We start from the raw sequence: 21,776 nt of genomic DNA, 5'->3' as shown, positions 1-21,776 counted from the left end.
CGGGGGCGGCGCGGGGGTCCGCCCCCGCCCGGCGGCGGGGGTGCCTCAGCGGGCCCGGCGGCGGCGCACCGCGGCCGCGCCGGACAGGCCCAGGGCGAGCGCCGCGGCGCCGGCCGCCACGGCCGAGGCGGCGGTCACCGGGAAGGAGCCGCCGGCCGTGTCGCCGCCGGCCACCGCGTCCGCCGCCAGCGTGCGCGGCTCCGCGGCCGGTCCGGCGGGGGCGGCGGCGCCGGGGCCGTAGCCGCCGGCCTCGCCGCGCTTGTCGTACGCGGAGCCCGGCAGCTTGTCCCCGTAGGCCGCGGCGACCCGCTTCTGATAGGCGGCGACGGTGGTGCCGTGCGCGCCCACCGCCTTGCGGGCGTCGGCGTCCAGGGGCTCGACGCGGTCGCCGCGCTGGACGTACCAGGCGTCGATCTGCGGCTCGTGGAAAACCGTTCCGGCACCCTGCGCGGCGGCGGCCGCCGGGTAGCGGGTCTCGTCGTCCCCACTGGCGATGTTGACGACCTTCCAGGCGCCGCCCTTGTTCACCGTCCACACGGACGCGGTGCGGCCGTCGGCGGCGACGGCCTTGCTGGCCATGAACTCCAGGCGGGCGACCGGGGCGCCGGGCGTGCCGCGCACGAAGTCGGGCGAGAGCTCGTAGACGGGGACGGTGGCGCCCTCGATGCGCGGGGCGGCCGCGGCGGCCCCGGCGGCGGGGGCGGCCGCGCGGGCCCCGCCGCGGGCCGCGTCGGCGGCGAAGAAGCGGCTCAGGGTCGCCAGCGTCCCGGGGGCGGCGGCCGCGTCGTGGGCGGCGGTCAGGCTGGCCCGCGGCGGGGCGGGCGGCGCGGGGACGGCGGCGGCCAGCGCGGCGTGCGGGGCGAGGCCGAGGAGGGCGGCGGCGAGCGCCCCGGTGGCGGCGGCGCGGGCGGCGGTGCGCTTCGTCATGGCCTCAGGCTCCTATCCGGTAGAGGGAGTGGGTCCAGGAGAAGGAGGAGCCGTTCACGTAGTAGTCGAAGTCGCCCCAGTTGTAGCGGTTGTTGGAGGCCCAGGGGTCGCCCCAGTACACCCAGTTGCGGGAGGTGTCGTAGCCGTAGAGGACGTGCATGTGGCCGCCGCCGGAGGACCACTGGATGCGGGTCTCGACGGGCCGGTTGGCGTTGATCTCGCTCTGGACCGTGCTGTAGCGGAGCCAGCCGGTCACATATGAGCCAGGATTGATGCCCATCCAGTCGAATGCGGTCTGCACATTGCCCAGCGTGGCCTGGTTGTTGGGGCAGGTGGTGCCCTGCTGGCGGTTGAACGCCGCGTTGCAGAACTGGTTCTGGCTGTACTTCCGGCCGTACCACGTCGCGATGGTGTTGCCGGACGCGGCCCAGCACCAATTGGTCTTCTCCTGGGCCTGCATGGAGATGTCGAGGCGGTTGGCGGACTGCGGCGCGGCGCTCGCGGCGCTCGCTGCGCCGGGGACGGCGGTCAGCGCCACGGCGGCGAGCACCGCGGCGGCCAGCCGTCTGCCGCGCGCACGGGGGGTGGACAGAACGCTGGTCATGGCGTTCCTCCCGGTCAGGTGAGGGGGTGAGAGGAGCGCATCCGGATGCTTGAGGAGGAGCATCGGGTGTTGTCGCAGGCAGGTCAACACGCTTCAATGCGAGGTGACATGGGGGTGTGGACGAACGGGCCCGGATGTGAACGGCCGGTGCCCGGCGTCCTGCAGTGAACAGGCAGGGAGCGCGTGCGCCGTGCGATCCGGTTGTGAACGTTCACCCGCGCGCGCCGGAGGATTGAGGCAATGGCACAGAACACTCCCGAAACGGCGCAGCAGGCGCCCGTTCCGGCCGAGTTGGCGCAACTGCTGCGGACCGGACCGTTCCATCTCGCCCTGCGCAGCGCCCTCACCGCGCGCGGTCTGGCGCTCACCCGGGTCCAGCACAAACTCGCCCAGCGCGGTATCACCATCGGGGTCACCAGCCTGAGCTACTGGCAGCAGGGCGCCCGGCGGCCGCAGCGCCCGGAGTCGCTGCGGGCGGTCCGCGCCCTGGAGGACGTGCTCGGCCTGCCCGACCGCTCCCTGCACCGGCTGCTCGTCCCCGAGGGCGGCGCCCGCCCCGAGGCCGAGCGGCCGCCGGCCCGTTCGTACCGCTCCCTGGTGGCGCCGGCCGACTGCCTCCAGCAGCTCTTCGCGGAGCTGGAGACCCCGGCGGACGGCGGGCTGCACACCGTCGGCCACCACGAGCGGGTGCTGATCGGGGCCCGGCGGGAGCTGAGCGAGCGGGAGTCGCTCCAGGTGGTGCGCGCCCACCGGGACGGGGTGGACCGCTATATCGCCATCCACCGGGGCGACGAGGGCTGCGATCCGTCCCGGGTGCGGGTGCGGGCCGCGGAGAACTGCCGGCTGGGGCGGGTGCGCGGCGACGCGGAGAACGGCGTGGTCGTCGCCGAGCTGCTCTTCGACACCCGGCTGCGGGCCGGCGACACCCATGTCTTCGGCTACGCCTTCGAGGACGGCAGCGGCGGCCCCAGCTCCGAGTACGTGCGCGGTTTCAGCTTCGCCGGCGGCCAGTACGTCCTCCAGGTGCGGTTCGACGAGGCGGCGCTGCCGGTGCGCTGCCGCCGCTTCACCCAGGTGTCGGCGGGCGCCCCGCGCGGCGGCCGGCAGGAGCTGACGCTGAGCGGGCGGCACCACGCGGTGCACGTGGTCGAGCAGGGGGTGCGGCCGGGCATCCTGGGGATCACCTGGGACTGGCGGTGAACGGGACGGGGGGCCGCGCCCCGGGGGCGGCGGGGGCCGGTATACGGGCGGCGCGTCCTCCCGGCCGCCCGGTGGCGCGGACGCCGGGGCCCGCCCGGTAGCGCACGGGCGCCGGGGGCCCGGCCGGTCAGCCGGCGATCAGCTTGCCGCCCTTGACCTTGACCGGGACCTCCTCCAGGGGCGCGGTGGCCGGCCCCTGGGCGACCTTGCCGGTGGCCACCTCGAAGTGGCTGCCGTGCAGCGGGCAGACCGCCTGGCCCTTCTCGATCTCGTTCAGCACCCCGCCCATGTGCGTGCAGACGCTGCTGAAGCACTTGAACTCGCCCTTGACGGGCTGGGAGACCAGCAGCCGCTGCGCCCCGTAGAGCTTGGCGCCGCCGACCGGCACCTCCGCGGCCGGGCCCAGCTCCACCGGCGCGTCCGAGGACGGCCGGGCGCCCCCGCCCTGCCCTCCCGCGGCGCAGGCGGCGGCGCCGGCGCAGGCGATACCCGCGAGCGCGGCCCCGCGCAGCACGGTCCGGCGGTCCGGGGACGCACTCATGTGGCAGCTCCGATCAGTGGACGGCGTCGGCCTCCGACGATACCGGGGCGCTCCGGGCGCCCGGCCGGGGGTCCGGCCCGTCCCGCAGCAGGTCCGCCTCGATCTCCTCCAGGCTGCGGCCCTTGGTCTCCGGGAGCAGCCGCTGGACGAAGACGAACGCCAGCAGCGTGGTGGCGGCGAAGAAAAGGAAGTTGACCCCGGCGCCCCAGGCGTGCAGCAGGGACGGGAAGACCAGCGCCACGATCATGTTGAACAGCCAGTTGAACAGCACGCACAGGCCCACCGCGGCGGCCCGGATCCGCATCGGGAACAGCTCCGGCAGCATCACCCACTGCACCGGCCCCCAGGAGATCGCGAACGAGGCGATGTAGAGCCCGATGCCGAGCAGGGTGAGGGTGGACAGCAGCGCGCCGTAGCCGAGCCCGGAGAGGTTGACGGCGGCCAGCAGCACCATCGCCGCGCACATGCCCAGCGCGCCGGTCCGCAGCAGCGGTTTGCGGCCCCGGCGGTCGATCAGCCGCATCGCCGGCAGCGTCATCAGCATGTTCAGCAGGCCGATGCCCACGTTGGCGAGGATGGCGCCGGACGAGCCGAAGCCGATGTCGGTGAGCAGGGTCGGGGCGTAGTAGATGATCGTGTTGATGCCGACGAAGTTCTGGAAGAGGACCAGCAGCATCCCGACGGTGAAGACCGGCCGCAGCCGCGGGGAGAGCAGCCTCCGCAGGGTCAGCGGCTCGCTCGCCTCCCGTTCGGCGCGCTCGGTCCGTTCGATCTCGGCCAGCTCCTCCCCCGCCGCCGCGGCGTCCCCGCGCAGCCGGGTCAGCACCGTCCGGGCCTCCTCGCCGCGGCCCCGGCCGACCAGCCAGCGCGGGCTCTCCGGCTGGGTGACGATGCCCAGCGCCAGCACCGCGGCGGGCACCACGCCCAGCCCGATCATCCAGCGCCAGGCGCCGGATCCGGCCAGGAGGTAGTCGGTGACGTACGCGACGAAGATGCCGACCGTCACCAGCAGCTGCATCAGCGAGGTCAGCCCGCCGCGCAGCTGCTTGGGCGCCAGTTCGGTGAGGTACAGCGGGACGACGACGGAGGCGATCCCGACGCCCACGCCGATCACGAAGCGGAACGCGATCAGCGCCGCCGGCCCGGCGGCCCACGCGGCGCCGAGGGTCCCCAGGATGAAGACCCCGGAGGCGGCCAGGATCAGCCGGCGGCGGCCCCAGGAGTCGGACAGCCGGCCCGAGAGCCCGGCGCCGAGCATCGCGCCCACCAGGAGGCCGGAGACGACCAGCCCCTCCAGGAGCGGGGTGAGCGGGATGTCCCGTTTGATGAAGAGCATGGCGCCGGAGATGACGCCGGTGTCGTAGCCCCACAGGATGCCCCCGAGGGCGCCGAAGACCCAGATCAGCGCGTTCTTGACGGATGCCGGCACGGTGGTCAGCCCTTCCGCGGGTCGATGTGGATCTTGCGGGCGGTGCCGGCCCGGAAGCGGTCCACCGCCTCCTCGAAACCGTCCAGCCCGTAGACGTCGGAGACCAGCGGGTCCAGGTCCAGACCGGCGGCCAGCAGGTCGATGGCGGGCTGGAAGCTGTTGTGCACCGCCATCGAGCCGATGATGTCGATCTCCTGGCTGTAGACCCGGTACGGCGAGAAGGACGCCGCGCGGGCCGGGTCGGCGACGCCGAACTGCAGGAACGTCCCGCCCCTGCGGACCCGGCCCAGCCCGTCCTCGATGGCCGCCACGGCGCCGGTCGCGTCGATCACCACCTCGAAGCCGGGTGTCCGGCCCAGCGCGGCGGCCGAGGTCGCCACCGCGTCCACGCCGAAGGACTCGGCGAACGCCAGCCGCTCCTCGTTGAGGTCCACCACCGAGACCGAGGCCGCGCCGGCGGTGCGCACCAGCGCGGCCATCATCAGGCCCATGGTGCCGGCGCCGTAGATCAGATAGTGCTCGCCGGGGCGGCGCGGCAGGCGGTTCAGACCGTGCACCGCGCAGGACAGCGGCTCGACGAGCCCGGCCGCGGCCGCCGAGAGGCCGGCCGGCAGGGCGTAGGCGCAGCGGGCCGGGACGGCGACCAGCTCGGCGAAGCCGCCGTCGCGGGTGACGCCGACGGCGGTGTAGTGCTCGCAGAGGTTGCCGCGGCCGATCCGGCAGTAATGGCAGGCGCCGCACGGGAGGTTGGGGTCGACGGCGACCCGTTCGCCGACCGCGCGGTCCCGGACCGCCTCGCCCACCGCGGTGATCTCGCCGGTGAGTTCGTGCCCGGGCACCAACGGATAGCGGACCACCGGCAGTTCGCCGCCGAGGAGGTGCATATCGGTGCCGCACAGCCCGCAGGAGGCGACCCGCACGATCACCTCGTCGGGCTCCGGGCGGGGATCGGGAAGCTCGGTGACCGCGGTGGCGGCCCGGGGGCCGGGGGCGGTGACCACGAGAGCGCGCATCGGCGCCTCCTCACGTCGTCGTGGGGGTTCGATGGCGGGGACACTACAGAAGAACCGCCAGGACGTAAACGCTTACGCAAGCGTTTACGCTTAGCCTCCGGCGACGTACTGTGATGGACTGCGACGGGCGGACGGGCACGCGGGCCGGCCGCCCGGCCGGGGCACGGTGCGCCGGGCGTCGGGAAGGACAGAGCCGATGACGACGATGGTGGATGTGGCACGGCGCGCGGGCGTCTCGGTGGCCACGGTCTCGCACGTGGTGAACGACACCCGGCCGGTGCGCCCGGGCACCCGGGCCGCGGTGCTGGCCGCCATCGAGGAGCTCGGCTACACCCACAACACCCTCGCCCGCTCGCTGGTCACCTCCCGCACCCGCTCCATCGGGCTGGCGGTCTCGGCGATCAGCAACCCGTACTTCACCGAGATCCTCCAGGGCGTCGAGGCGGAGGCGCTGGCGGCCGGATACAGCCTGCTGATCGCCGATCCGCACGACGATCCGCACCACGAGCGCAAGGTCGTCCAGCTGCTGCACGAGCGGCGGGTGGACGGCATGATCGTCGCGCCGTCCGCCGAACCGTCCGGGACGACCGAGTATGTGACGAAGCGTCAGGTGCCGGTGGTGTTCCTGGACCGGCTGGTCGGCGACGGCTTCGACCAGGTGTGCGCGGAGAGCACCGGTCCGGTGCGCGACCTCGTGACGCATCTGGCCGGCCTCGGGCACACCCGGATCGGCCTGGTGGCCGGGCTGCCCGGGCTCAGCACCACCACCGAACGCGTCGAGGGCTACCGCGCGGGGCTGCGCGCCGCCGGGCTGCCGTTCGCGCCCGAGCTGCTGGCCGGCGGCAACTCCGAGGCGGACGGCGCCGAGCACGCCACCCGGCAGCTGCTCGCCGCCGCGGAGCCGCCCACCGCGATCGTCACCGCCAACAACGCCATGACCATCGGCGCGCTCCGGGCGCTGCGCGACCTCGGCCTGGACGTCCCCCGGGACATCGCCCTGGCCTGCTTCGACGACTTCTCCTGGGCCGATCTGTTCACCCCGCGGCTGACCGCGATCGCCCAGCCCAGCAAGGAGCTGGGCGCGGCGGCGGTCCGGCTGCTGCTGGAACGGCTCGACGACCCGGGCCGGCCGCCGCGCACCGTCCGGCTGCCCTGCGCCTTCGTGCACCGCACCTCGTGCGGCTGCCCCGGGGACCGGGAGCCCCGGCCGGCCGCCGCCCGACCCGCCCCGCCCGGCCGGGCCCCGGCCGCTCAGGAAAGGACCCCCGCACCGTGATCGTCGTCGCCGGCGAGGCGCTGATCGACCTCGTCCCCAGCCCGCAGCCGTCCCCGGACGGCCCGTTGCCGGCGCTGCTGCCGCGGCGCGGCGGCGGGCCGTACAACACGGCGCTGGCGCTGGGGCGGCTGGGCTCGCCCGCCGCGTTCTGCTCCCGGGTCTCCACCGACACGTTCGGGGAGTCGCTGCTGCGCGGGCTGCGGGACGGCGGGGTGGACCTCTCGCTGGTGCAGCGCGGCGCGGAGCCGACCACGCTGGCGGTGGCGGACATCAGCCCGGACGGCTCGGCCGGCTACGGCTTCTACGTGGAGGGCACCGCGGACCGGTACTTCACGCTGCCGCCGGCGCTGCCCGCGGCGGCCCGGGCGCTGTCGCTGGGCACCTGCTCGCTGGTGCTGGAGCCGGGCGCGAGCGCGTACGAGGCGCTGCTGCGGCGGGAGGCCCGGCGCGGCGTCTTCACCGCGCTGGACCCGAACATCCGGCCCGGCCTGATCCCCGACCCGGACGCCTACCGCGCCCGCTTCCGCTCCTGGCTGCCGGATGTGGGCCTGCTGAAGCTGTCGGAGGAGGACGCGGGGTGGCTGGCGGGGGCCGGGGCGGCCGCTGACACCGGGGCGGGGGCCGGGGCCGGGGCCGACACGACGGGCTCGGCCGCGGGTGCCGGGACCGGCCGGGCGGCGGTTGTGGCCGCGGCCCGGGAGTGGCTGGCCGCCGGTCCGGCGGCGATCGTGCTCACCCACGGCGGCGACGGGCTGACGGTGCTGACCCGGGACGGCGGGGAGGTCGCGGTGCCCGGCGAACGGGTCGCCGTGGTCGACACCATCGGCGCCGGCGACACCGTCAACGCGGCGCTGCTGCACCGCCTGGACGCCCATGGCGCGCTGTCGTACGCGGCGGTGGCGGGGCTGACCCGGGCGGACTGGGCGGACATCCTCCGCTTCGCCGCCCGGGCGGCCGCGGTGACCTGCTCCCGCGCGGGCGCCGAACCGCCGTTCGCGGCGGAGTTGGCGGCGTAGGGGCTTAGAGACGTAGGGGAGGTGTAGGGGGCGGGCCGCGAGGTCTGCCCGGTGCCCACCGATCCCGGTCCGGCTCCGGACGCGCCGCGGGGGCGGAACCTCGGAATACGAGGCTCCGCCCCCGCGGCGGCGCGGTGATGCGGCGGTGCGGCGTCAGGAAGACTGGCGGCCCCGCGCCGTCGCCTTCTTGGCCGGCGTCTTCTTCGCCGGCTTCGTGGTCGCGGCGTCGGCCTTGGCCGTGGCCGTGCCATCCACGGCCTTCTTCGCCGCCTTCTTGGCGGTCTTCCGCGCCGTGGCCGGAGCGGTCACCGTCGTCTTGGCCGTCGCTGCGGCGGCCACCGCCTTCTTCGCCGCGGTCCGGCGGGCGGCCGGCTTGCGGGCCGAGCCGTTCACGAGCGCGGCGTCGCTGACCCGGTCCCCGAGGATCTCCCGCAGGAACTTGCCGGTGTGGCTGGCCGGGACCGCCGCGACCTGCTCCGGGGTGCCCTCGGCGACGACCGTGCCGCCGCCGTTGCCACCCTCGGGGCCCATGTCCACGACCCAGTCGGCGGTCTTGATCACGTCGAGGTTGTGCTCGATGACGATGACCGTGTTGCCCTTGTCGACCAGACCGGAGAGGACCTTGATCAGCTTGCTGATGTCCTCGAAGTGCAGGCCGGTGGTGGGCTCGTCCAGGACGTAGACCGTGCTGCCGGTGGAGCGCTTCTGCAGCTCGCTGGCGAGCTTGACGCGCTGCGCCTCACCGCCGGAGAGCGTCGGCGCGGACTGGCCGAGCCGGACGTAGCCGAGGCCGACCTCGTTGAGCGTCTTCAGATGGCGGGCGATGGTGGGGACCGCCTCGAAGAAGCTCAGCGCCTCCTCGATCGGCATGTCCAGCACCTCGGCGATGGACTTGCCCTTGTAGTGGACCTCCAGCGTCTCGCGGTTGTAGCGCGCGCCGTGGCAGACCTCGCACGGGACGTAGACGTCCGGGAGGAAGTTCATCTCGATCTTGATGGTGCCGTCGCCGGAGCAGTTCTCGCAGCGGCCGCCCTTGACGTTGAAGGAGAAGCGCCCCGGCAGATAGCCGCGGACCTTGGCCTCCATGGTCTCCGCGAAGAGCCTGCGGATGTGGTCGAAGACGCCGGTGTACGTGGCCGGATTCGACCGCGGGGTGCGGCCGATCGGCGACTGGTCGACGTGCACGACCTTGTCCACGAGGTCGTCGCCGGCGACCCGGGTGTGCCTACCGGGGACCGACTTGGCGCCGTTCAGCTCGCGCGCGAGGTGGGTGTAGAGGATGTCGTTGACCAGCGTCGACTTACCGGAACCGGAGACTCCGGTGACGGCCGTGAGCACCCCGAGCGGGAAGGAGACGTCGATGTCGCGGAGGTTGTTCTCCTTCGCGCCGTGGACCGTCAGCTGCCGCGCCGGGTCGGTGGGGCGGCGCAGGTCCGGCGTCGCGATGGACCGCTTGCCGGCGAGGTACTGGCCGGTGATGGAGTCCTTGTTGGCCAGCAGCTGCTTCATCGGGCCGCTGTGGACGACCTTGCCGCCGTGCTCGCCGGCGCCGGGGCCGATGTCCACGACCCAGTCGGCGATCTTGATGGTGTCCTCGTCGTGCTCGACCACGATCAGGGTGTTGCCCATGTCGCGCAGCCGGACCAGGGTCTCGATCAGGCGGTGGTTGTCGCGCTGGTGCAGGCCGATGGACGGCTCGTCCAGGACGTAGAGCACGCCGACCAGGCCGGAGCCGATCTGGGTGGCGAGGCGGATGCGCTGGGCCTCGCCGCCGGAGAGGGTGCCGGCCGCGCGGTTCAGCGAGAGGTAGTCCAGGCCGACGTCGACCAGGAACTTCAGCCGCTCGTTGACCTCCTTGAGGACCCGCTCGGCGATGGTCTTCTCGCGGTCGCTGAGCGTCATGGAGCGGAGGAAGTCGGCGCAGTCGCTGATCGACATGGCCGCGACCTCGGCGATCGACTTCTCCTGGACCGTGACGGCGAGCACGATCGGCTTGAGCCGGGTGCCCTCGCAGGTCGGGCAGGGGACCTCGCGCATATAGCCCTCGAAGCGCTCCCGGCTGCTGTCGCTCTCCGCCTCGCTGTGCCGGCGCTTGACGAACGGCACCGCGCCCTCGAAGGCGGTGGTGTACGCCCGCTGGCGGCCGTAGCGGTTGCGGTAGCGGACCTCGATCTGGGTCTTGTGGCCGTACAGCAGGGCCTTCTTGGCGCGCTGCGGCAGCCCGGCCCAGGGGATGTCCGTACGGAAGCCGAGGGCGTCGGCGAGCGCGCCGACCAGCCGGCCGAAGTAGTCCTTGGTGTGGCCGCCGGACCAGGGGTGGATGGCGCCCTCGTCCAGCGAGCGCTCCTCGTCCGGGATGATCAGCTCCGGATCGACCTCCATCCGGGTGCCGATGCCGGTGCAGTCCGGGCAGGCCCCGAAGGGGGAGTTGAAGGAGAAGGAGCGGGGCTCCAGCTCCTCGAAGGAGAGGTCGTCGTAGGCGCAGTAGAGGTGCTCGGAGTACATCCGCTCGCGCTGCGGGTCGTCCGGCTCCAGGTCGACGAAGTCGAGGATGACCATGCCGCCGGACAGCCCGAGGGCGGTCTCGACGGAGTCGGTCAGCCGGCGCTTGGCGCTCTCCTTGACCGTGAGGCGGTCCACGACCACCTCGATGGTGTGCTTCTCCTGCTTCTTCAGCTTCGGCGGGTCGGTGAGCTGGACGGTCTCGCCGTCGACCCGGGCGCGGCTGTAGCCCTTGGTCTGGAGGTCGGCGAAGAGATCCACGAACTCGCCCTTGCGCTCGCGCACCAGGGGGGAGAGCACCTGGAAGCGGCTGCCCTCGGGGAGCTCCAGGACCTTGTCGACGATGGCCTGCGGCGACTGCCGGGCGATCGGCCGGCCGCACTCGGGGCAGTGCGGCTTTCCGATCCGGGCGAAGAGCAGGCGGAGGTAGTCGTAGACCTCGGTGATCGTGCCGACCGTCGAGCGCGGATTGCGCGACGTCGACTTCTGGTCGATCGAGACCGCGGGGGACAGTCCCTCGATGAAGTCCACATCGGGCTTGTCCATCTGCCCGAGGAACTGCCGGGCGTACGAGGAGAGCGATTCGACGTAGCGCCGCTGCCCCTCGGCGAAGATCGTGTCGAAGGCGAGCGAGGACTTGCCCGACCCGGAGAGCCCCGTGAAGACGATGAGGGAGTCGCGGGGGAGGTCGAGCGAGACGTTGCGGAGATTGTGCTCGCGAGCGCCACGGACGATGAGACGGTCGGCCACGCCGGTCGGCACCTTTCTTGGAGAGGGGCGGGAGCCACGGGCTCGCGTCCGCCGCGCGGTGAGCGAGCAGAGGCGGCGGAGCGGAGCGGGCCCCCCGACCAAGGGTATGGGGGCCGTCGCGGCACTGTCGTTGGGATGCCAGACACGAGCCTATAGCACGTGCATTCGATTTACGGGCCTCATCGGCCCTCTTCACTCGAACGTGTGGCGGCCCCGCACTCTTCCCGCCCCCGTGACCTGCCGTTACGCCGTCCGGCCGGTCGCGCCCTCCGATCCGCCGCGCACCAGCCCGCCGTCCGGCAGCGCCCGTTCCAGCACGTCGAACGTGTGCCGGATCACCTCTTCGTGGTCGGCGGCCACCGCGTCCGCGGGGTCACCCGCCAGCTGCCGGCCGACGGCCTCGACGTAGAGGGACCGCCAGCCGGCGACGATCAGCGCCGCGGCCAGCCGGACCTCCCGGCCGGGCCGCGCCGGGTCCTGGCCGGCCGCCTCGGCCAGCGCCCCGGCCAGCGCCCCCTCGATCTCCTCGGCGGCCTCCCGCGCCCGCGCCCGCAGCGACGGCGCGTCCAGCACCGTCCGCCAGAAGTACGCGAACCCCTCCCCCGGCCCGCCCAGCGGATGGCGCCGGGCCAGCAGGTCCAGCGCGAGCCGGCGCAGCGCGGCCAGCGGCGTCTCGTCCGGGCCCCGCTCGCGGACCGCGCTGACGAGCAGGTCGCTCGCCTCCGGGATGCGGTCCAGGAAGAGGTCCTCCTTGCGCGGGAAGTAGTTGAAGACCGTCATCGTGGAGACCTCGGCGGCCCGCGCCACCTCGGCCACCGTGACGTTGTCGAAGCCCCGCTCGATGAACAGCCGCGTCGCGGCCCCGGAGATCCGCTGCCGGGTGCGCAGCTTCTTGCGCTCCCGCAGGCCGAGCCCGTCCTCCGCCGCCTCCCCGGACGCCGGCACCACCCCGCCGTCCCGCTCCCGCTCGCGCTCCCCCGCCGACCCGCTGCCGCTCACCGTCTCCGCCTTCCGCCGTCCTGTGGGGCGTTCGCATCATCCCTGACCGGACTCCCGCCCTCCGAAAAAACTTTATCCGAAACAAACTTTTAGTGACTACACTCGCGCTCATGAAGTACGACGCAGACGTAGTGGTGGCAGGGGGCGGCCCGGTGGGGCTGATGCTCGCCTGCGAACTGGCACTGGCCGAGGTCCGGGTCGTCGTCCTGGAGCGGCTGACCGAGGTGGATACGACAATCAAGGCGGGGGCCATCAACACCCCCAGCGCCGAGGCGCTGTACCGGCGCGGGCTGCTGCCGGCCGTGGCGGAGGTGCAGCGCGCCGCCATGGAGCGGTTCGGCGCGTTCGCCCGGCAGCGGCAGGCCGCCGGCGCGTCGACGGTGCGGCCGGTGCCGCGCTTCGCCGGGCACTTCGCCGGCATCATGCTCCGCGGCGACCTGCTCGACACGTCCGACCCGGACTTCGCCGGCAGCGGCCCGGCCGGCGAGGTGGGGCTCGTCCCCCAGGAGGCGCTGGAGCGGCTCCTGGGCGCCCGCGCCGCCGAACTCGGCGTCACGGTGCGCCGCGGTGTCACCGTGACCGGCTTCGACGCCGCCGGCGACGGCGTCCGCGTGGACACCTCCGAGGGCCCGCTGCACGCCGGCTGGCTGGTGGGCTGCGACGGCGGCCGCAGCACGGTCCGCCGGCTCGCCGGATTCCCGTTCCCCGGGACCGCCCCGTCGATCACCGGCCACCAGGCCATCGTGGAGATGACCGGCTCCGAGGCCCTGGGGGCGGGCTGGAACTGGACCGCCACCGGGACGTATGTGCACGGGCCGCTGCCCGGCCGGATCCTGACCGTGGAGTTCGACGGCCCGCCCGCTGACCGCGAAGCCCCGGTCACCGCCGAGGAGTTGCAGACCTCGCTGCGCCGGGTCTCCGGCGTCCCGGACGTGACGATCACCGGCGTGGTCTCGGCGACCCGTTTCACCGACAACGCCCGCCAGGTGCCCGAGTACCGCCGCGGCCGGGTGCTGCTGGCCGGCGACGCGGCCCATGTGCACGCGCCGTTCGGCGGCCAGGGCCTCAACCTCGGCCTGGGCGACGCGATGAACCTCGGCTGGAAGCTGGCCGCCACGGTGCGCGGCTGGGCGCCGGAGGGCCTGCTCGACACGTACACCGCCGAGCGGCACCCGATCGGCGCGTGGGTGCTGGAGTGGACCCGGGCCCAAGTGGCGCTGATGCGGCCGGAGTCGCACGCCGCGGCGCTGCGCGACGTCGTCGCCGAGCTCTCCGCGACGACCGACGCCACCACCTACCTCGTCAAGAAGATCTCCGGCGTCTGGCAGCGTTACGACCTCCCGGGCAGCCATCCGCTGACCGGCCGCAGCGCCCCCGACCTGGGGCTCTCCGACGGCCGCCGGCTCGCGGACCATCTGCACGGCGGCGGCGGGCTGCTGCTCGACCTCGCGGACGACCCCGCGCTGCGGGAGCGGGCGGCCGGCCACGGCGACCGGGTCCGGGTGGTGACGGCCGGCTGCCCGGAGCGGCCCGGTCTGAAGGGGCTGCTGGTCCGCCCGGACGGCTTCGTGGCCTGGGCGGCGGGGGCCGGGGACGGGTCCGGGGATGCGGACGGCTCCGGGGACCCGTACGGGGAGCTGGACGCCGCGCTGGAACGGTGGTTCGGGGCACCGGCGGCGGTGCCGGCCCAGGGGGCACCGGCCGCGTAGGGCGCCCCAGGGGCGCGGGGGCGGCGGAGGTGTGGCGGCGGCGGGCGGTCCGTCCGCCCCCTCCACACCCCCGTGCCCCACCCGTGCCACCGGCACCACCCCTCTTCCACCCGGAACGGCTCCGTCCGCCTCCCGTAGCCGCCCTCCCGGCGCTAGCGTCGGCCCATGACCATCCCTCCTGGCTCCGTGCCTCCCGGCTCCACCCCTCCCGATTTCCCGCGCGATATCGCCGCCGTCCACGACTCCACCGAGCGGCTGCTGGTCTCCCTGGGCAAGCTCGACGACGAGGCGGTCGGCGAACCGTCGCTGCTCCCCGGCTGGACCCGGGGCCACGTCCTGGCCCATCTGGCCCGTAATGCCGACGCGTTGGTCAACCTCCTGACCTGGGCGCGCACCGGCGTCCGCACGCCGATGTACACCAGCGCCGAGGCGCGCGACGGCGACATCGAACGGGACGCCGCCCGCCCGCTGGCGTCCCATCTGGACGATCTGCGGGAGAGCGCGGCCCGGTTCACGGAGGCGGCGCGGGCGCTCCCGGAGGACCGCCGGGAGTACACCGTCGAGATGCGCAACGGCGTGGTCGAACGGGCCGACCGGCTGCCGCTGCGCCGGCTCGCCGAGGTCGAACTCCACCATGTGGACCTGGGCGTCGGCTATCCGGTCGAGCAGCTGCCGCCGTCCTTCCTGGACAGCGAGCTGGCGTTCCTCTCCGAGGTGAAGTTCGCCGGCCACCCCGACCTGCCCGCCCTGGAACTGCGCGCCCCCGACGGCCGCCGCTGGCGCACCGGACGCGGCGCCTCCGGCGGCGCCGGCACCGAGCCGGACGTGGTGGTCACCGGCGCCCCGGCCGACCTGGTCGGCTGGCTCACCGGGCGCGCCGACGCCGGGCGGCTGACGGCCCACGGCGGGCCGCTGCCGGCCGTCCCGCCGCTCTAGAGTTGGTGCCATGACCTACAGCGGAGCGGTGAAGGTCGGCGGACCGGCCGACGTACACGAGCTGACCGACCTGATGATCTCGAAGGTCGCGGTCGGTCCCATGGACAACAACGCGTATGTGCTGCGCTGCCGTGCGACCGACGAGCAGCTGCTGATCGACGCGGCCGCCGAGCCGCACACGCTGCTCACCCTGATCGGCGACAGCGGCCTGGCGTCCGTGGTCACCACGCACCAGCACGGTGACCACTGGGGAGCGCTGCGCGAGGTCGTCGACGCGACCGGCGCCCGGACGTACGCCGGGCGGTACGACGCCGAGGGCATCCCGGTCCCCACGGACGTCCTGGTGGAGGACGGCGACACGATCAGCGTCGGCCGGGTCCGGCTGACCGCCCGCCACCTCTCCGGCCACACCCCGGGCAGCATCGCGCTGATCTACGACGACCCGCACGGCCATCCGCACGTCTTCACCGGCGACTGCCTCTTCCCCGGCGGGGTCGGCAACACCTGGGGCAGCGCCGAGCGGTTCACCAGCCTGCTGGACGACGTCCGGCACAAGCTCTTCGACCAGCTCCCGGACGAGACCTGGGTCTACCCGGGCCACGGCGCCGACACCACCCTCGGCGCCGAACGCCCCCACCTCACCGAGTGGCGGGAGCGCGGCTGGTAGCGGGTAACGGGCGGACCGGCCGGCGCCCGGGCGTCAGCCGCGGGCGCCGGCCTCCTCGGTCTCGGCGGCGGCGTCCGGGGCGGGGGCGGCGGGCTCCCCGGCGGGCGTCAGCGGCTCCGTCCCGGCCTCGACCCCCTGGCGCTTCGCGGCGCGCAGGCTGGTCAGCGTGGTGATGATCAGCACCGCGCAGATCACGCCCAGCGAGACCGGAATGCTGATCTCCGGGACGGCCACCCCGGACTCGTGCAGGGCGTGCAGGACGAGCTTCACGCCGATGAACCCGAGAATCACCGACAGGCCGTACGAGAGGTGCACCAGCTTCTTCAGCAGGCCGCCGATCAGGAAGTACAGCTGGCGCAGCCCCATGAGGGCGAAGGCGTTGGCGGTGAAGACGATGTACGGGTCCTGGGTGAGGCCGAAGATCGCCGGTATGGAGTCCAGGGCGAACAGCACGTCGGTGGTGCCGATCGCCAGCATGACGATCAGCATCGGCGTCATCAGCCGCCGGCCGTTCTCGACCACGAACAGCCTGGTGCCGTGGTAGCGGTCGGTGGACGGGAAGCGGCGCTCCACCGCCTTCAGGAAGCGGTTCTCCTCGAACTCCTCGTCCTGCTCGCCGGAGCGCGCCTCCTGGATGAGCTTCCACGCCGTCCAGACGAGGAACGCGCCGAAGAGGTAGAACACCCACGAGAAGTTGGCGATGATCGCGGCGCCCGCGCCGATGAACCCGGCCCGCAGCACCAGCGCGATCAGCACCCCGACCATCAGCACCCGCTGCTGGTAGACGGCCGGGACCGCGAACTTGCCCATGATCAGGACGAAGACGAAGAGATTGTCGACGCTGAGCGACTTCTCGGTGATGAAGCCTGCGAAGAACTCACCGGCCGGCGCGCCGCCGCCGAACACCAGCAGGCCGAGGCCGAACAGCGCGGCGAGCGCCACCCAGACGCCGGTCCAGATCCCGGCTTCCTTGAGGGACACCTCGTGGGGCTTGCGGCCGCCGATGAAGAAGTCGGCGGCGATCAGGGCGGCCAGACCGAGGATGGTCAGGGCCCACAGGGTCGGTGAAACGTCCATGGCTCCTCCGGCATGGTCGTACGGCACTCACAGCGTCGTCGCTGCCGGGGGACTCCGGTGCCCCTCCATATGAGGAAGGGTAAAGGAAAGCCATGGAACGGTAAAGGGAAGTGCAAATGCGCTGGTGGGGCGGCCTCGGTGAGGCGGCCGCCGCACCCTTGGTGAGGCGGCCGCCGCACCCTTGGCGAGGCGGCCGCCGCCCCTTCGGCGGGACGGTGCCCCTTGGTGAGGCGGCCGCCCCGCGCCGTCCCGGTCGCTACTTCAGACCGGCCTCCTTCATCTGCCGCAGCTCCTTCTTCAGCTCGCCGACCTCGTCGCGGAGCCGGGCGGCGACCTCGAACTGGAGCTCCGCCGCGGCGGCCCGCATCCGGTCCGTCATCTCCTCGATCATCTCGGCGAGCTCCGCGGCGGGGCGGTCCGTCAGGACCTCGCCGGCCTTGCCGCCCTTGCCCTTCCCCTTGGCCGCCTTGCCGGCCGCCTTCCCGCCGAGCGACGGCACCGGGGCCTTGGCGGGCTTGCCGTCCTTGCCGGCGGCCTTGCGGTAGCCGGTGACGAGCAGCTGCTCGGTATCGATCTCCTCGCGGGCCAGGGTGGCGACGATGTCGCCGATCTTCTTGCGGAGCGGCTGCGGGTCGATGCCGTGCGCCTTGTTGTAGGCCAGCTGCTTCTCCCGGCGGCGGTTGGTCTCGTCGATGGCCTTCGCCATCGCCGGGGTGATCTTGTCGGCGTACATGTGCACCTGGCCGGAGACGTTGCGCGCCGCGCGGCCGATGGTCTGGATCAGCGAGGTGCCGGAGCGCAGGAAGCCCTCCTTGTCGGCGTCCAGGATCGCCACCAGGGAGACCTCGGGGAGGTCCAGGCCCTCCCGGAGGAGGTTGATGCCCACCAGGACGTCGAACTCGCCGGACCGCAGCTCGCGCAGCAGCTCCACGCGCCGCAGGGTGTCCACGTCGCTGTGCAGATAGCGGACCTGGATGCCGAGCTCCAGGAAGTAGTCGGTGAGGTCCTCGGCCATCTTCTTGGTGAGGGTGGTGACCAGGACCCGCTCGTCCTTCTCGGTGCGCTGCCGGATCTCGTGCACCAGGTCGTCGATCTGCCCCTCGGTGGGCTTGACGACGACCTCCGGGTCGACCAGTCCGGTCGGGCGGATGATCTGCTCCACGAAGCCGTCGCCGCGGGAGAGCTCGTACGGGCCGGGGGTGGCGGAGAGGTAGACGGTCTGGCCGACCCGCCCCAGGAATTCCTCCCACTTCAGCGGCCGGTTGTCCAGCGCCGAGGGGAGCCGGAAGCCGTGGTCGACCAGGGTGCGCTTGCGCGAGGCGTCGCCCTCGTACATCGCGCCGATCTGCGGGACGGTGACATGCGACTCGTCGATGACCAGCAGGAAGTCGTCGGGGAAGTAGTCGAGGAGGGTGTTGGGCGCCGAGCCGGGCTCGCGGTCGTCGAGGTGCATCGAGTAGTTCTCGATACCGGAGCAGGAGCCGACCTGGCGCATCATCTCGATGTCGTAGGTGGTGCGCATGCGCAGCCGTTGGGCCTCCAGCAGCTTGCCCTGCCGCTCCAGCGTGGCCAGCCGGTCCGCCAGCTCCGCCTCGATGCCGGCGATCGCCTTCTCCATCCGCTCCGGGCCGGCGATGTAGTGGCTGGCGGGGAAGACGTACAGCTGCTGGTCGTCGCTGATCACCTCGCCGGTGAGCGGGTGGAGGGTGGACAGCGCCTCGATCTCGTCGCCGAACATCTCGATCCGGACGGCCAGCTCCTCGTAGACCGGGAAGATCTCGATGGTGTCGCCGCGGACCCGGAACGTGCCCCGGGTGAACGCCAGGTCGTTGCGGGTGTACTGGATCTCGACGAAGCGGCGCAGCAGCTGGTCGCGGTCGATCTCGTCACCGACCCTGAGCGGCACCATCCGGTCGACGTATTCCTGGGGCGTACCCAGACCGTAGATGCAGGACACCGAGGCGACCACGACGACGTCCCGCCGGGTGAGGAGGGAGTTGGTCGCGGAATGGCGCAGCCGTTCGACCTCCTCGTTGATGGAGGAGTCCTTCTCGATGTACGTATCGGACTGCGGGACGTACGCCTCCGGCTGGTAGTAGTCGTAGTAGGAGACGAAGTACTCGACGGCGTTGTTGGGCAGCAGCTCGCGGAATTCGTTGGCGAGCTGGGCCGCGAGGGTTTTGTTGGGCGCCATGACGAGCGTCGGGCGCTGCAGTTTCTCGATCATCCACGCGGTGGTCGCCGACTTGCCGGTGCCGGTCGCGCCCAGCAGGACGACGTCCTTCTCACCACCGCGGATGCGTCGCTCCAGCTCGGCGATGGCCGCCGGCTGGTCGCCGCTGGGCTGGTAGGGGCTGACGACCTCGAAGGGCGCCACCGTGCGTTCGATCTGTGAAACGGGCCGCATGGGATCCACCGTACGACCCACCACTGACAATCGGTGCCGCATCGGCTCTGACCTGCGGCTTTCCGGAGGGGGCCGGAGCCGCGGTGCGGCGGCGGGCCGCGGGGTCCGGCGCGCGGGCGCGGCGGGGGCGCGGACGGCGCGGGACCGGTCGCGCGGACGGCGCGGGGCGCGGCGCGGCGGGCGCCCGCGCGGGTGTGCCCCGGACCCGGCCGGCAAAAACGGTCAACTGCGCGACGGGTGACTCCTCGTCGGCCGAGATGCGCGGATGCCGCGCCTCCGGCAAGTTGGACGACGTCGGGACGTACGTCTGCTGCACGGCCATTCCGGGCATCCTGCAACTGCGACGCTCCGCACGGAACACCGGCCGTCTTCCGTTCAGCGCCCGGTTACCGCCCGTCCGCCTCCTCCTCCGGCCCGGCTGCGAGTCTCCGTCCGTCCGCCCCGTTCACCCGCCACCCACCGCACCTCAGCTCACGTCCACGACGTCACGAGGAGTCCGTATGCGTATCCGCCCCGCCGCCGCCCTCGCCGGCGCGCTCCTGGGTCTGTCCGCGCTCGTCCTCCCCGCCACCGGCGCCCAGGGGGCCGCGGCCCACGGGCATCCCCCGGTGGTGGTCGGCCACCGCGGCGCCGCGGCGTACGCGCCCGAGAACACGCTCGCCTCCGTCGACGCGGCGCACCGGCGCGGGATCACCTGGGTCGAGAACGACGTCCAGCGCACCAAGGACGGCGAGCTGGTCGTCCTGCACGACACCTCGCTGGCCAGGACGACCGACGCCAAGAAGGTCTTCCCGGACCGCGCCCCCTGGAACGTCGGCGACTTCACGCTCCGGGAGATCGAGAAGCTGGACGCGGGCAGCTGGTACGGGGCGAAGTTCAAAGGGGAGCGCGTGCCGACCCTGGAGGACTACCTGGACGAGGTGGAGCACAACGGCCAGCGGCTCCTGATGGAGCTGAAGAACCCCGAGCTGTATCCGGGCATCGAGCGGCAGGCCCTGAGGGAGCTGCGCCAGGACGGCTGGCTGGACAAGGGCCACCTCAAGCGGAGGCTGATCATCCAGAGCTTCAACGCCGACGCGATCAAGAAGGTCCACCAGCTCAACCGGTCGGTCAAGACCGGCTTCCTCGGCAGCCCCCCGGTGGCCGACCTGCCCAAGTACGCCGCGTACTGCGACCAGATCAACCCGCCCCACACGGCCGTCACCCATCCGTACGTGAACGCCGTGCACGCGCTCCGGGGGCCGCACGGCCGCCGGCTGGAGCTGTACACCTGGACCGTCGACGACGCCAAGACCGCGGTCGCCTCGGCCGGCCTGGGCGTCGACGGGGTCATCAGCAACAAGCCCGACGTGGTCCGCCAGGCGCTGGACGACGCCGGCTACTGACCGGCCGGGAAGCGGCGGGGAGCGGGTCCGGCGGCGGCCGCCGGGACCGTTCCCCGCCGCGTTGTCAGTGGCCGGTCCTAGGCTGGACGACGTGACGAACGCAGAGCACGTTCCCGGACCGGCCGCGGCGCCGGACGCCGCCCCGGAGGAGGCCCGCCCGGCCCGCCGCGCGTGGGGCTGGCGGCGCGTCGAGGCGCCGATCGGCCCGCTGCTGCTGGCGGCGACCCCCGAGGGCCTGGTCCAGGTGGTCTTCCACGCGGACGAGCGGGTGGCGCGGCGGGCGCTGACCCGTCTGGAGCACCTCTTCGGCGGGCCCCCGGTGCCGGGCATACCCCATCTGGAGACGGCCGCCGCCGAGCTGGGCCGCTACTTCTCCGGTGCGCTGCGGAGCTTCACGGTGCCGCTGGACTGGTCGCTGGCCTCCGGCTTCAACGCCCGGGTACTGCGTGCCCTGGCCGGCGGTGTCCCGTACGGCGCCGTGGTCGGCTATCAGGACCTCGCCGACCGGGTCGGGGAGCCGGGCGCGGCCCGCGCGGTGGGCGCGGCGATGGGCGCCAACCCGCTCCCCGTGGTGGTGCCCTGCCACCGGGTCGTGGCCAGCGACGGCGGGATCGGCGGCTTCGGCGGCGGCCTGGAGACCAAGCGGCTGCTGCTGGCCCTGGAGGGCGTGCTGCCCGCTCCCCTGTTCTGAGCGATCGCCCCCTGCTGTCCCGCCCGTTCCGTCCCGGAGGCCCCCGCATGTCCCGTCAGATAGCCCTGCTCCGCGGTATCAACGTCGGAGGCCGCAACGCCTTTCCCAAGGCCCGCCAGCTGGAGCTGGCCCGCTCCCTGGGCCTCCGGGAGGTGACCGTCCTGCTCCAGACGGGCAACCTCGTCTTCGCCGACCCGGGGACCCCACCGGAGCGGACCGCCCACCGGATCGAGGAGCGGATCCTGGCCGAGCTGGGCCTGACGGTGCCGGTGGTGGTCCGGACCCGGGACGAGCTGGCCGCCGCGATCGCCGGGAACCCCTTCCCCCAGGCGGTGCCGGAGCCGAAGACCCTGCATGTCACGTTCCTGTCCGGCGTGCCGGCCGACACCGCCCGGCTGGACGCGCTGGACGCGGAGGCGTTCGTCCCGGACCGGTTCCGGCTGATCGGGCGCGAGCTGTACCTGTGGTGTCCCCAGGGCATCGGGCGCTCCAAACTGGCCGACGCGGTCGGCCGCGCCCGCCTGGGCGTGACGGCCACGTCCCGGAACTGGAACACCGTCACCAAGCTGCTGGCGCTGGCCGACGCCTGAGCCGCCGCCGGGGTCGCCGCCAGGGGTGTCCGCCGGCGGCGCGCCCGGGCCCGGCGG

18 protein-coding genes are annotated in these 21,776 nt (G+C 73.3%); 9 read left to right on the top strand and 9 right to left on the bottom strand.

The genetic code is table 11. The features are described 5' to 3' along the window. Positions 1-45: 45 nt before the first annotated feature. Positions 46-927 carry a hypothetical protein gene (locus ADL22_RS02825; protein ID WP_066973445.1) on the bottom strand — a complete coding sequence of 294 codons (882 nt, stop codon included), beginning with the start codon at positions 925-927 and terminating at the stop codon, positions 46-48. 4 nt (positions 928-931) lie between these two features. Next, on the bottom strand, positions 932-1,531 hold the full coding sequence (locus ADL22_RS02820) for a papain-like cysteine protease family protein (protein WP_066973443.1): 600 nt from the start codon (positions 1,529-1,531) through the stop codon (positions 932-934). Between the two features lie 240 nt (positions 1,532-1,771). Here ADL22_RS02820 and ADL22_RS02815 point away from each other — a divergent pair, with 240 nt between their 5' ends. Beyond that, positions 1,772-2,731, top strand: coding sequence for a hypothetical protein (locus ADL22_RS02815; protein ID WP_066973441.1), 960 nt, complete (start codon positions 1,772-1,774; stop codon positions 2,729-2,731). A 127-nt stretch (positions 2,732-2,858) separates the two neighbouring features. Here the strand turns inward: ADL22_RS02815 and ADL22_RS02810 are convergent, their stop codons facing one another. From ADL22_RS02810 to ADL22_RS02800, 3 genes are read right to left on the bottom strand one after another with little or no spacing between them, the layout of a single operon-like run. Next, a complete protein-coding gene (locus tag ADL22_RS02810; RefSeq protein ID WP_066973440.1) occupies positions 2,859-3,272 on the bottom strand; it encodes a Rieske (2Fe-2S) protein in 414 nt (137 codons plus the stop codon). A gap of 13 nt (positions 3,273-3,285) precedes the next feature. Then, positions 3,286-4,701, bottom strand: a complete 1,416-nt coding sequence (locus ADL22_RS02805) for a sugar porter family MFS transporter (RefSeq protein WP_066973437.1) — start codon at positions 4,699-4,701, stop codon at positions 3,286-3,288. Positions 4,702-4,706: 5 nt separating this feature from the next. Then, complete coding sequence (locus ADL22_RS02800) at positions 4,707-5,714, bottom strand: zinc-dependent alcohol dehydrogenase family protein (protein WP_066973436.1); 1,008 nt, start codon at positions 5,712-5,714, stop codon at positions 4,707-4,709. 196 nt (positions 5,715-5,910) lie between these two features. On the opposite strand from ADL22_RS02800, the gene ADL22_RS02795 reads away from it, so the two are divergent. Further along, positions 5,911-6,990, top strand: a complete 1,080-nt coding sequence (locus ADL22_RS02795) for a LacI family DNA-binding transcriptional regulator (protein WP_066973434.1) — start codon at positions 5,911-5,913, stop codon at positions 6,988-6,990. After that, the gene (locus ADL22_RS02790; RefSeq protein WP_066973527.1) at positions 6,987-8,006 is read left to right on the top strand and encodes a carbohydrate kinase family protein; all 1,020 of its coding nucleotides are present in this window, start codon (positions 6,987-6,989) and stop codon (positions 8,004-8,006) included. The genes ADL22_RS02795 and ADL22_RS02790 overlap by 4 nt, the downstream gene beginning before the upstream one ends. A 153-nt stretch (positions 8,007-8,159) precedes the next feature. Here ADL22_RS02790 and uvrA read toward each other — a convergent pair whose 3' ends face one another. Both uvrA and ADL22_RS02780 read right to left on the bottom strand, forming a co-directional pair. Further along, positions 8,160-11,258, bottom strand: a complete 3,099-nt coding sequence (gene uvrA, locus ADL22_RS02785) for an excinuclease ABC subunit UvrA (protein ID WP_066973432.1) — start codon at positions 11,256-11,258, stop codon at positions 8,160-8,162. 243 nt (positions 11,259-11,501) lie between these two features. Beyond that, positions 11,502-12,257: a TetR/AcrR family transcriptional regulator gene (locus tag ADL22_RS02780; RefSeq protein WP_079063798.1), complete on the bottom strand. Its 756-nt coding sequence runs from the start codon at positions 12,255-12,257 to the stop codon at positions 11,502-11,504. A 110-nt stretch (positions 12,258-12,367) separates the two neighbouring features. Here ADL22_RS02780 and ADL22_RS02775 point away from each other — a divergent pair, with 110 nt between their 5' ends. From ADL22_RS02775 to ADL22_RS02765, 3 genes are all read left to right on the top strand, one after another. Further along, entirely contained in the window at positions 12,368-13,966 is a 1,599-nt protein-coding gene (locus ADL22_RS02775) for an FAD-dependent oxidoreductase (RefSeq protein ID WP_066973430.1), read from the top strand. Between the two features lie 165 nt (positions 13,967-14,131). Further along, positions 14,132-14,902 (top strand): maleylpyruvate isomerase family mycothiol-dependent enzyme, encoded by a 771-nt coding sequence (locus ADL22_RS02770; RefSeq protein ID WP_066973429.1) that lies wholly within the window; start codon positions 14,132-14,134, stop codon positions 14,900-14,902. A gap of 10 nt (positions 14,903-14,912) precedes the next feature. Continuing rightward, the gene (locus ADL22_RS02765) at positions 14,913-15,569 is read left to right on the top strand and encodes an MBL fold metallo-hydrolase (RefSeq protein WP_066973427.1); all 657 of its coding nucleotides are present in this window, start codon (positions 14,913-14,915) and stop codon (positions 15,567-15,569) included. A 33-nt stretch (positions 15,570-15,602) separates the two neighbouring features. Here the strand turns inward: ADL22_RS02765 and ADL22_RS02760 are convergent, their stop codons facing one another. Together ADL22_RS02760 and uvrB are read right to left on the bottom strand one after the other, a co-directional pair. Then, positions 15,603-16,646, bottom strand: coding sequence for a TerC family protein (locus ADL22_RS02760; RefSeq protein WP_066973424.1), 1,044 nt, complete (start codon positions 16,644-16,646; stop codon positions 15,603-15,605). A 256-nt stretch (positions 16,647-16,902) separates the two neighbouring features. Beyond that, positions 16,903-19,053, bottom strand: a complete 2,151-nt coding sequence (gene uvrB / locus ADL22_RS02755) for an excinuclease ABC subunit UvrB (protein WP_066973422.1) — start codon at positions 19,051-19,053, stop codon at positions 16,903-16,905. 500 nt (positions 19,054-19,553) lie between these two features. On the opposite strand from uvrB, the gene ADL22_RS02750 reads away from it, so the two are divergent. From ADL22_RS02750 to ADL22_RS02740, 3 genes are all read left to right on the top strand, one after another. Continuing rightward, a complete protein-coding gene (locus tag ADL22_RS02750; protein WP_066973420.1) occupies positions 19,554-20,438 on the top strand; it encodes a glycerophosphodiester phosphodiesterase in 885 nt (294 codons plus the stop codon). Positions 20,439-20,529: 91 nt separating this feature from the next. Then, on the top strand, positions 20,530-21,129 hold the full coding sequence (locus tag ADL22_RS02745) for a methylated-DNA--[protein]-cysteine S-methyltransferase (protein ID WP_066973418.1): 600 nt from the start codon (positions 20,530-20,532) through the stop codon (positions 21,127-21,129). 47 nt (positions 21,130-21,176) lie between these two features. Further along, positions 21,177-21,719, top strand: coding sequence for a DUF1697 domain-containing protein (locus tag ADL22_RS02740; RefSeq protein ID WP_066973416.1), 543 nt, complete (start codon positions 21,177-21,179; stop codon positions 21,717-21,719). Positions 21,720-21,776: the final 57 nt, after the last annotated feature.

The sequence above is a fragment of the Streptomyces sp. NRRL F-4489 genome, from assembly GCF_001509485.1.
GTDB lineage: Bacteria > Actinomycetota > Actinomycetes > Streptomycetales > Streptomycetaceae > Streptomyces.
The sequence above is the reverse complement of the archived record's forward strand: the minus strand, read 5'-3'. Positions and strand labels throughout refer to the sequence as shown.

Bases quoted from the DNA above. Each gene is read 5' to 3' on its own strand.
- ADL22_RS02800 (WP_066973436.1), bottom strand. From the start codon at position 5,714: ATGCGCGCTCTCGTGGTCACCGCCCCCGGCCCCCGGGCCGCCACCGCG.
- ADL22_RS02820 (WP_066973443.1), bottom strand. From the start codon at position 1,531: ATGACCAGCGTTCTGTCCACCCCCCGTGCGCGCGGCAGACGGCTGGCC.
- ADL22_RS02795 (WP_066973434.1), top strand. From the start codon at position 5,911: ATGACGACGATGGTGGATGTGGCACGGCGCGCGGGCGTCTCGGTGGCC.
- ADL22_RS02765 (WP_066973427.1), top strand. From the start codon at position 14,913: ATGACCTACAGCGGAGCGGTGAAGGTCGGCGGACCGGCCGACGTACAC.
- ADL22_RS02775 (WP_066973430.1), top strand. From the start codon at position 12,368: ATGAAGTACGACGCAGACGTAGTGGTGGCAGGGGGCGGCCCGGTGGGG.
- ADL22_RS02810 (WP_066973440.1), bottom strand. From the start codon at position 3,272: ATGAGTGCGTCCCCGGACCGCCGGACCGTGCTGCGCGGGGCCGCGCTC.
- ADL22_RS02825 (WP_066973445.1), bottom strand. From the start codon at position 927: ATGACGAAGCGCACCGCCGCCCGCGCCGCCGCCACCGGGGCGCTCGCC.
- ADL22_RS02750 (WP_066973420.1), top strand. From the start codon at position 19,554: ATGCGTATCCGCCCCGCCGCCGCCCTCGCCGGCGCGCTCCTGGGTCTG.
- uvrB (WP_066973422.1), bottom strand. From the start codon at position 19,053: ATGCGGCCCGTTTCACAGATCGAACGCACGGTGGCGCCCTTCGAGGTC.
- ADL22_RS02815 (WP_066973441.1), top strand. From the start codon at position 1,772: ATGGCACAGAACACTCCCGAAACGGCGCAGCAGGCGCCCGTTCCGGCC.
- ADL22_RS02740 (WP_066973416.1), top strand. From the start codon at position 21,177: ATGTCCCGTCAGATAGCCCTGCTCCGCGGTATCAACGTCGGAGGCCGC.
- ADL22_RS02760 (WP_066973424.1), bottom strand. From the start codon at position 16,646: ATGGACGTTTCACCGACCCTGTGGGCCCTGACCATCCTCGGTCTGGCC.
- ADL22_RS02770 (WP_066973429.1), top strand. From the start codon at position 14,132: ATGACCATCCCTCCTGGCTCCGTGCCTCCCGGCTCCACCCCTCCCGAT.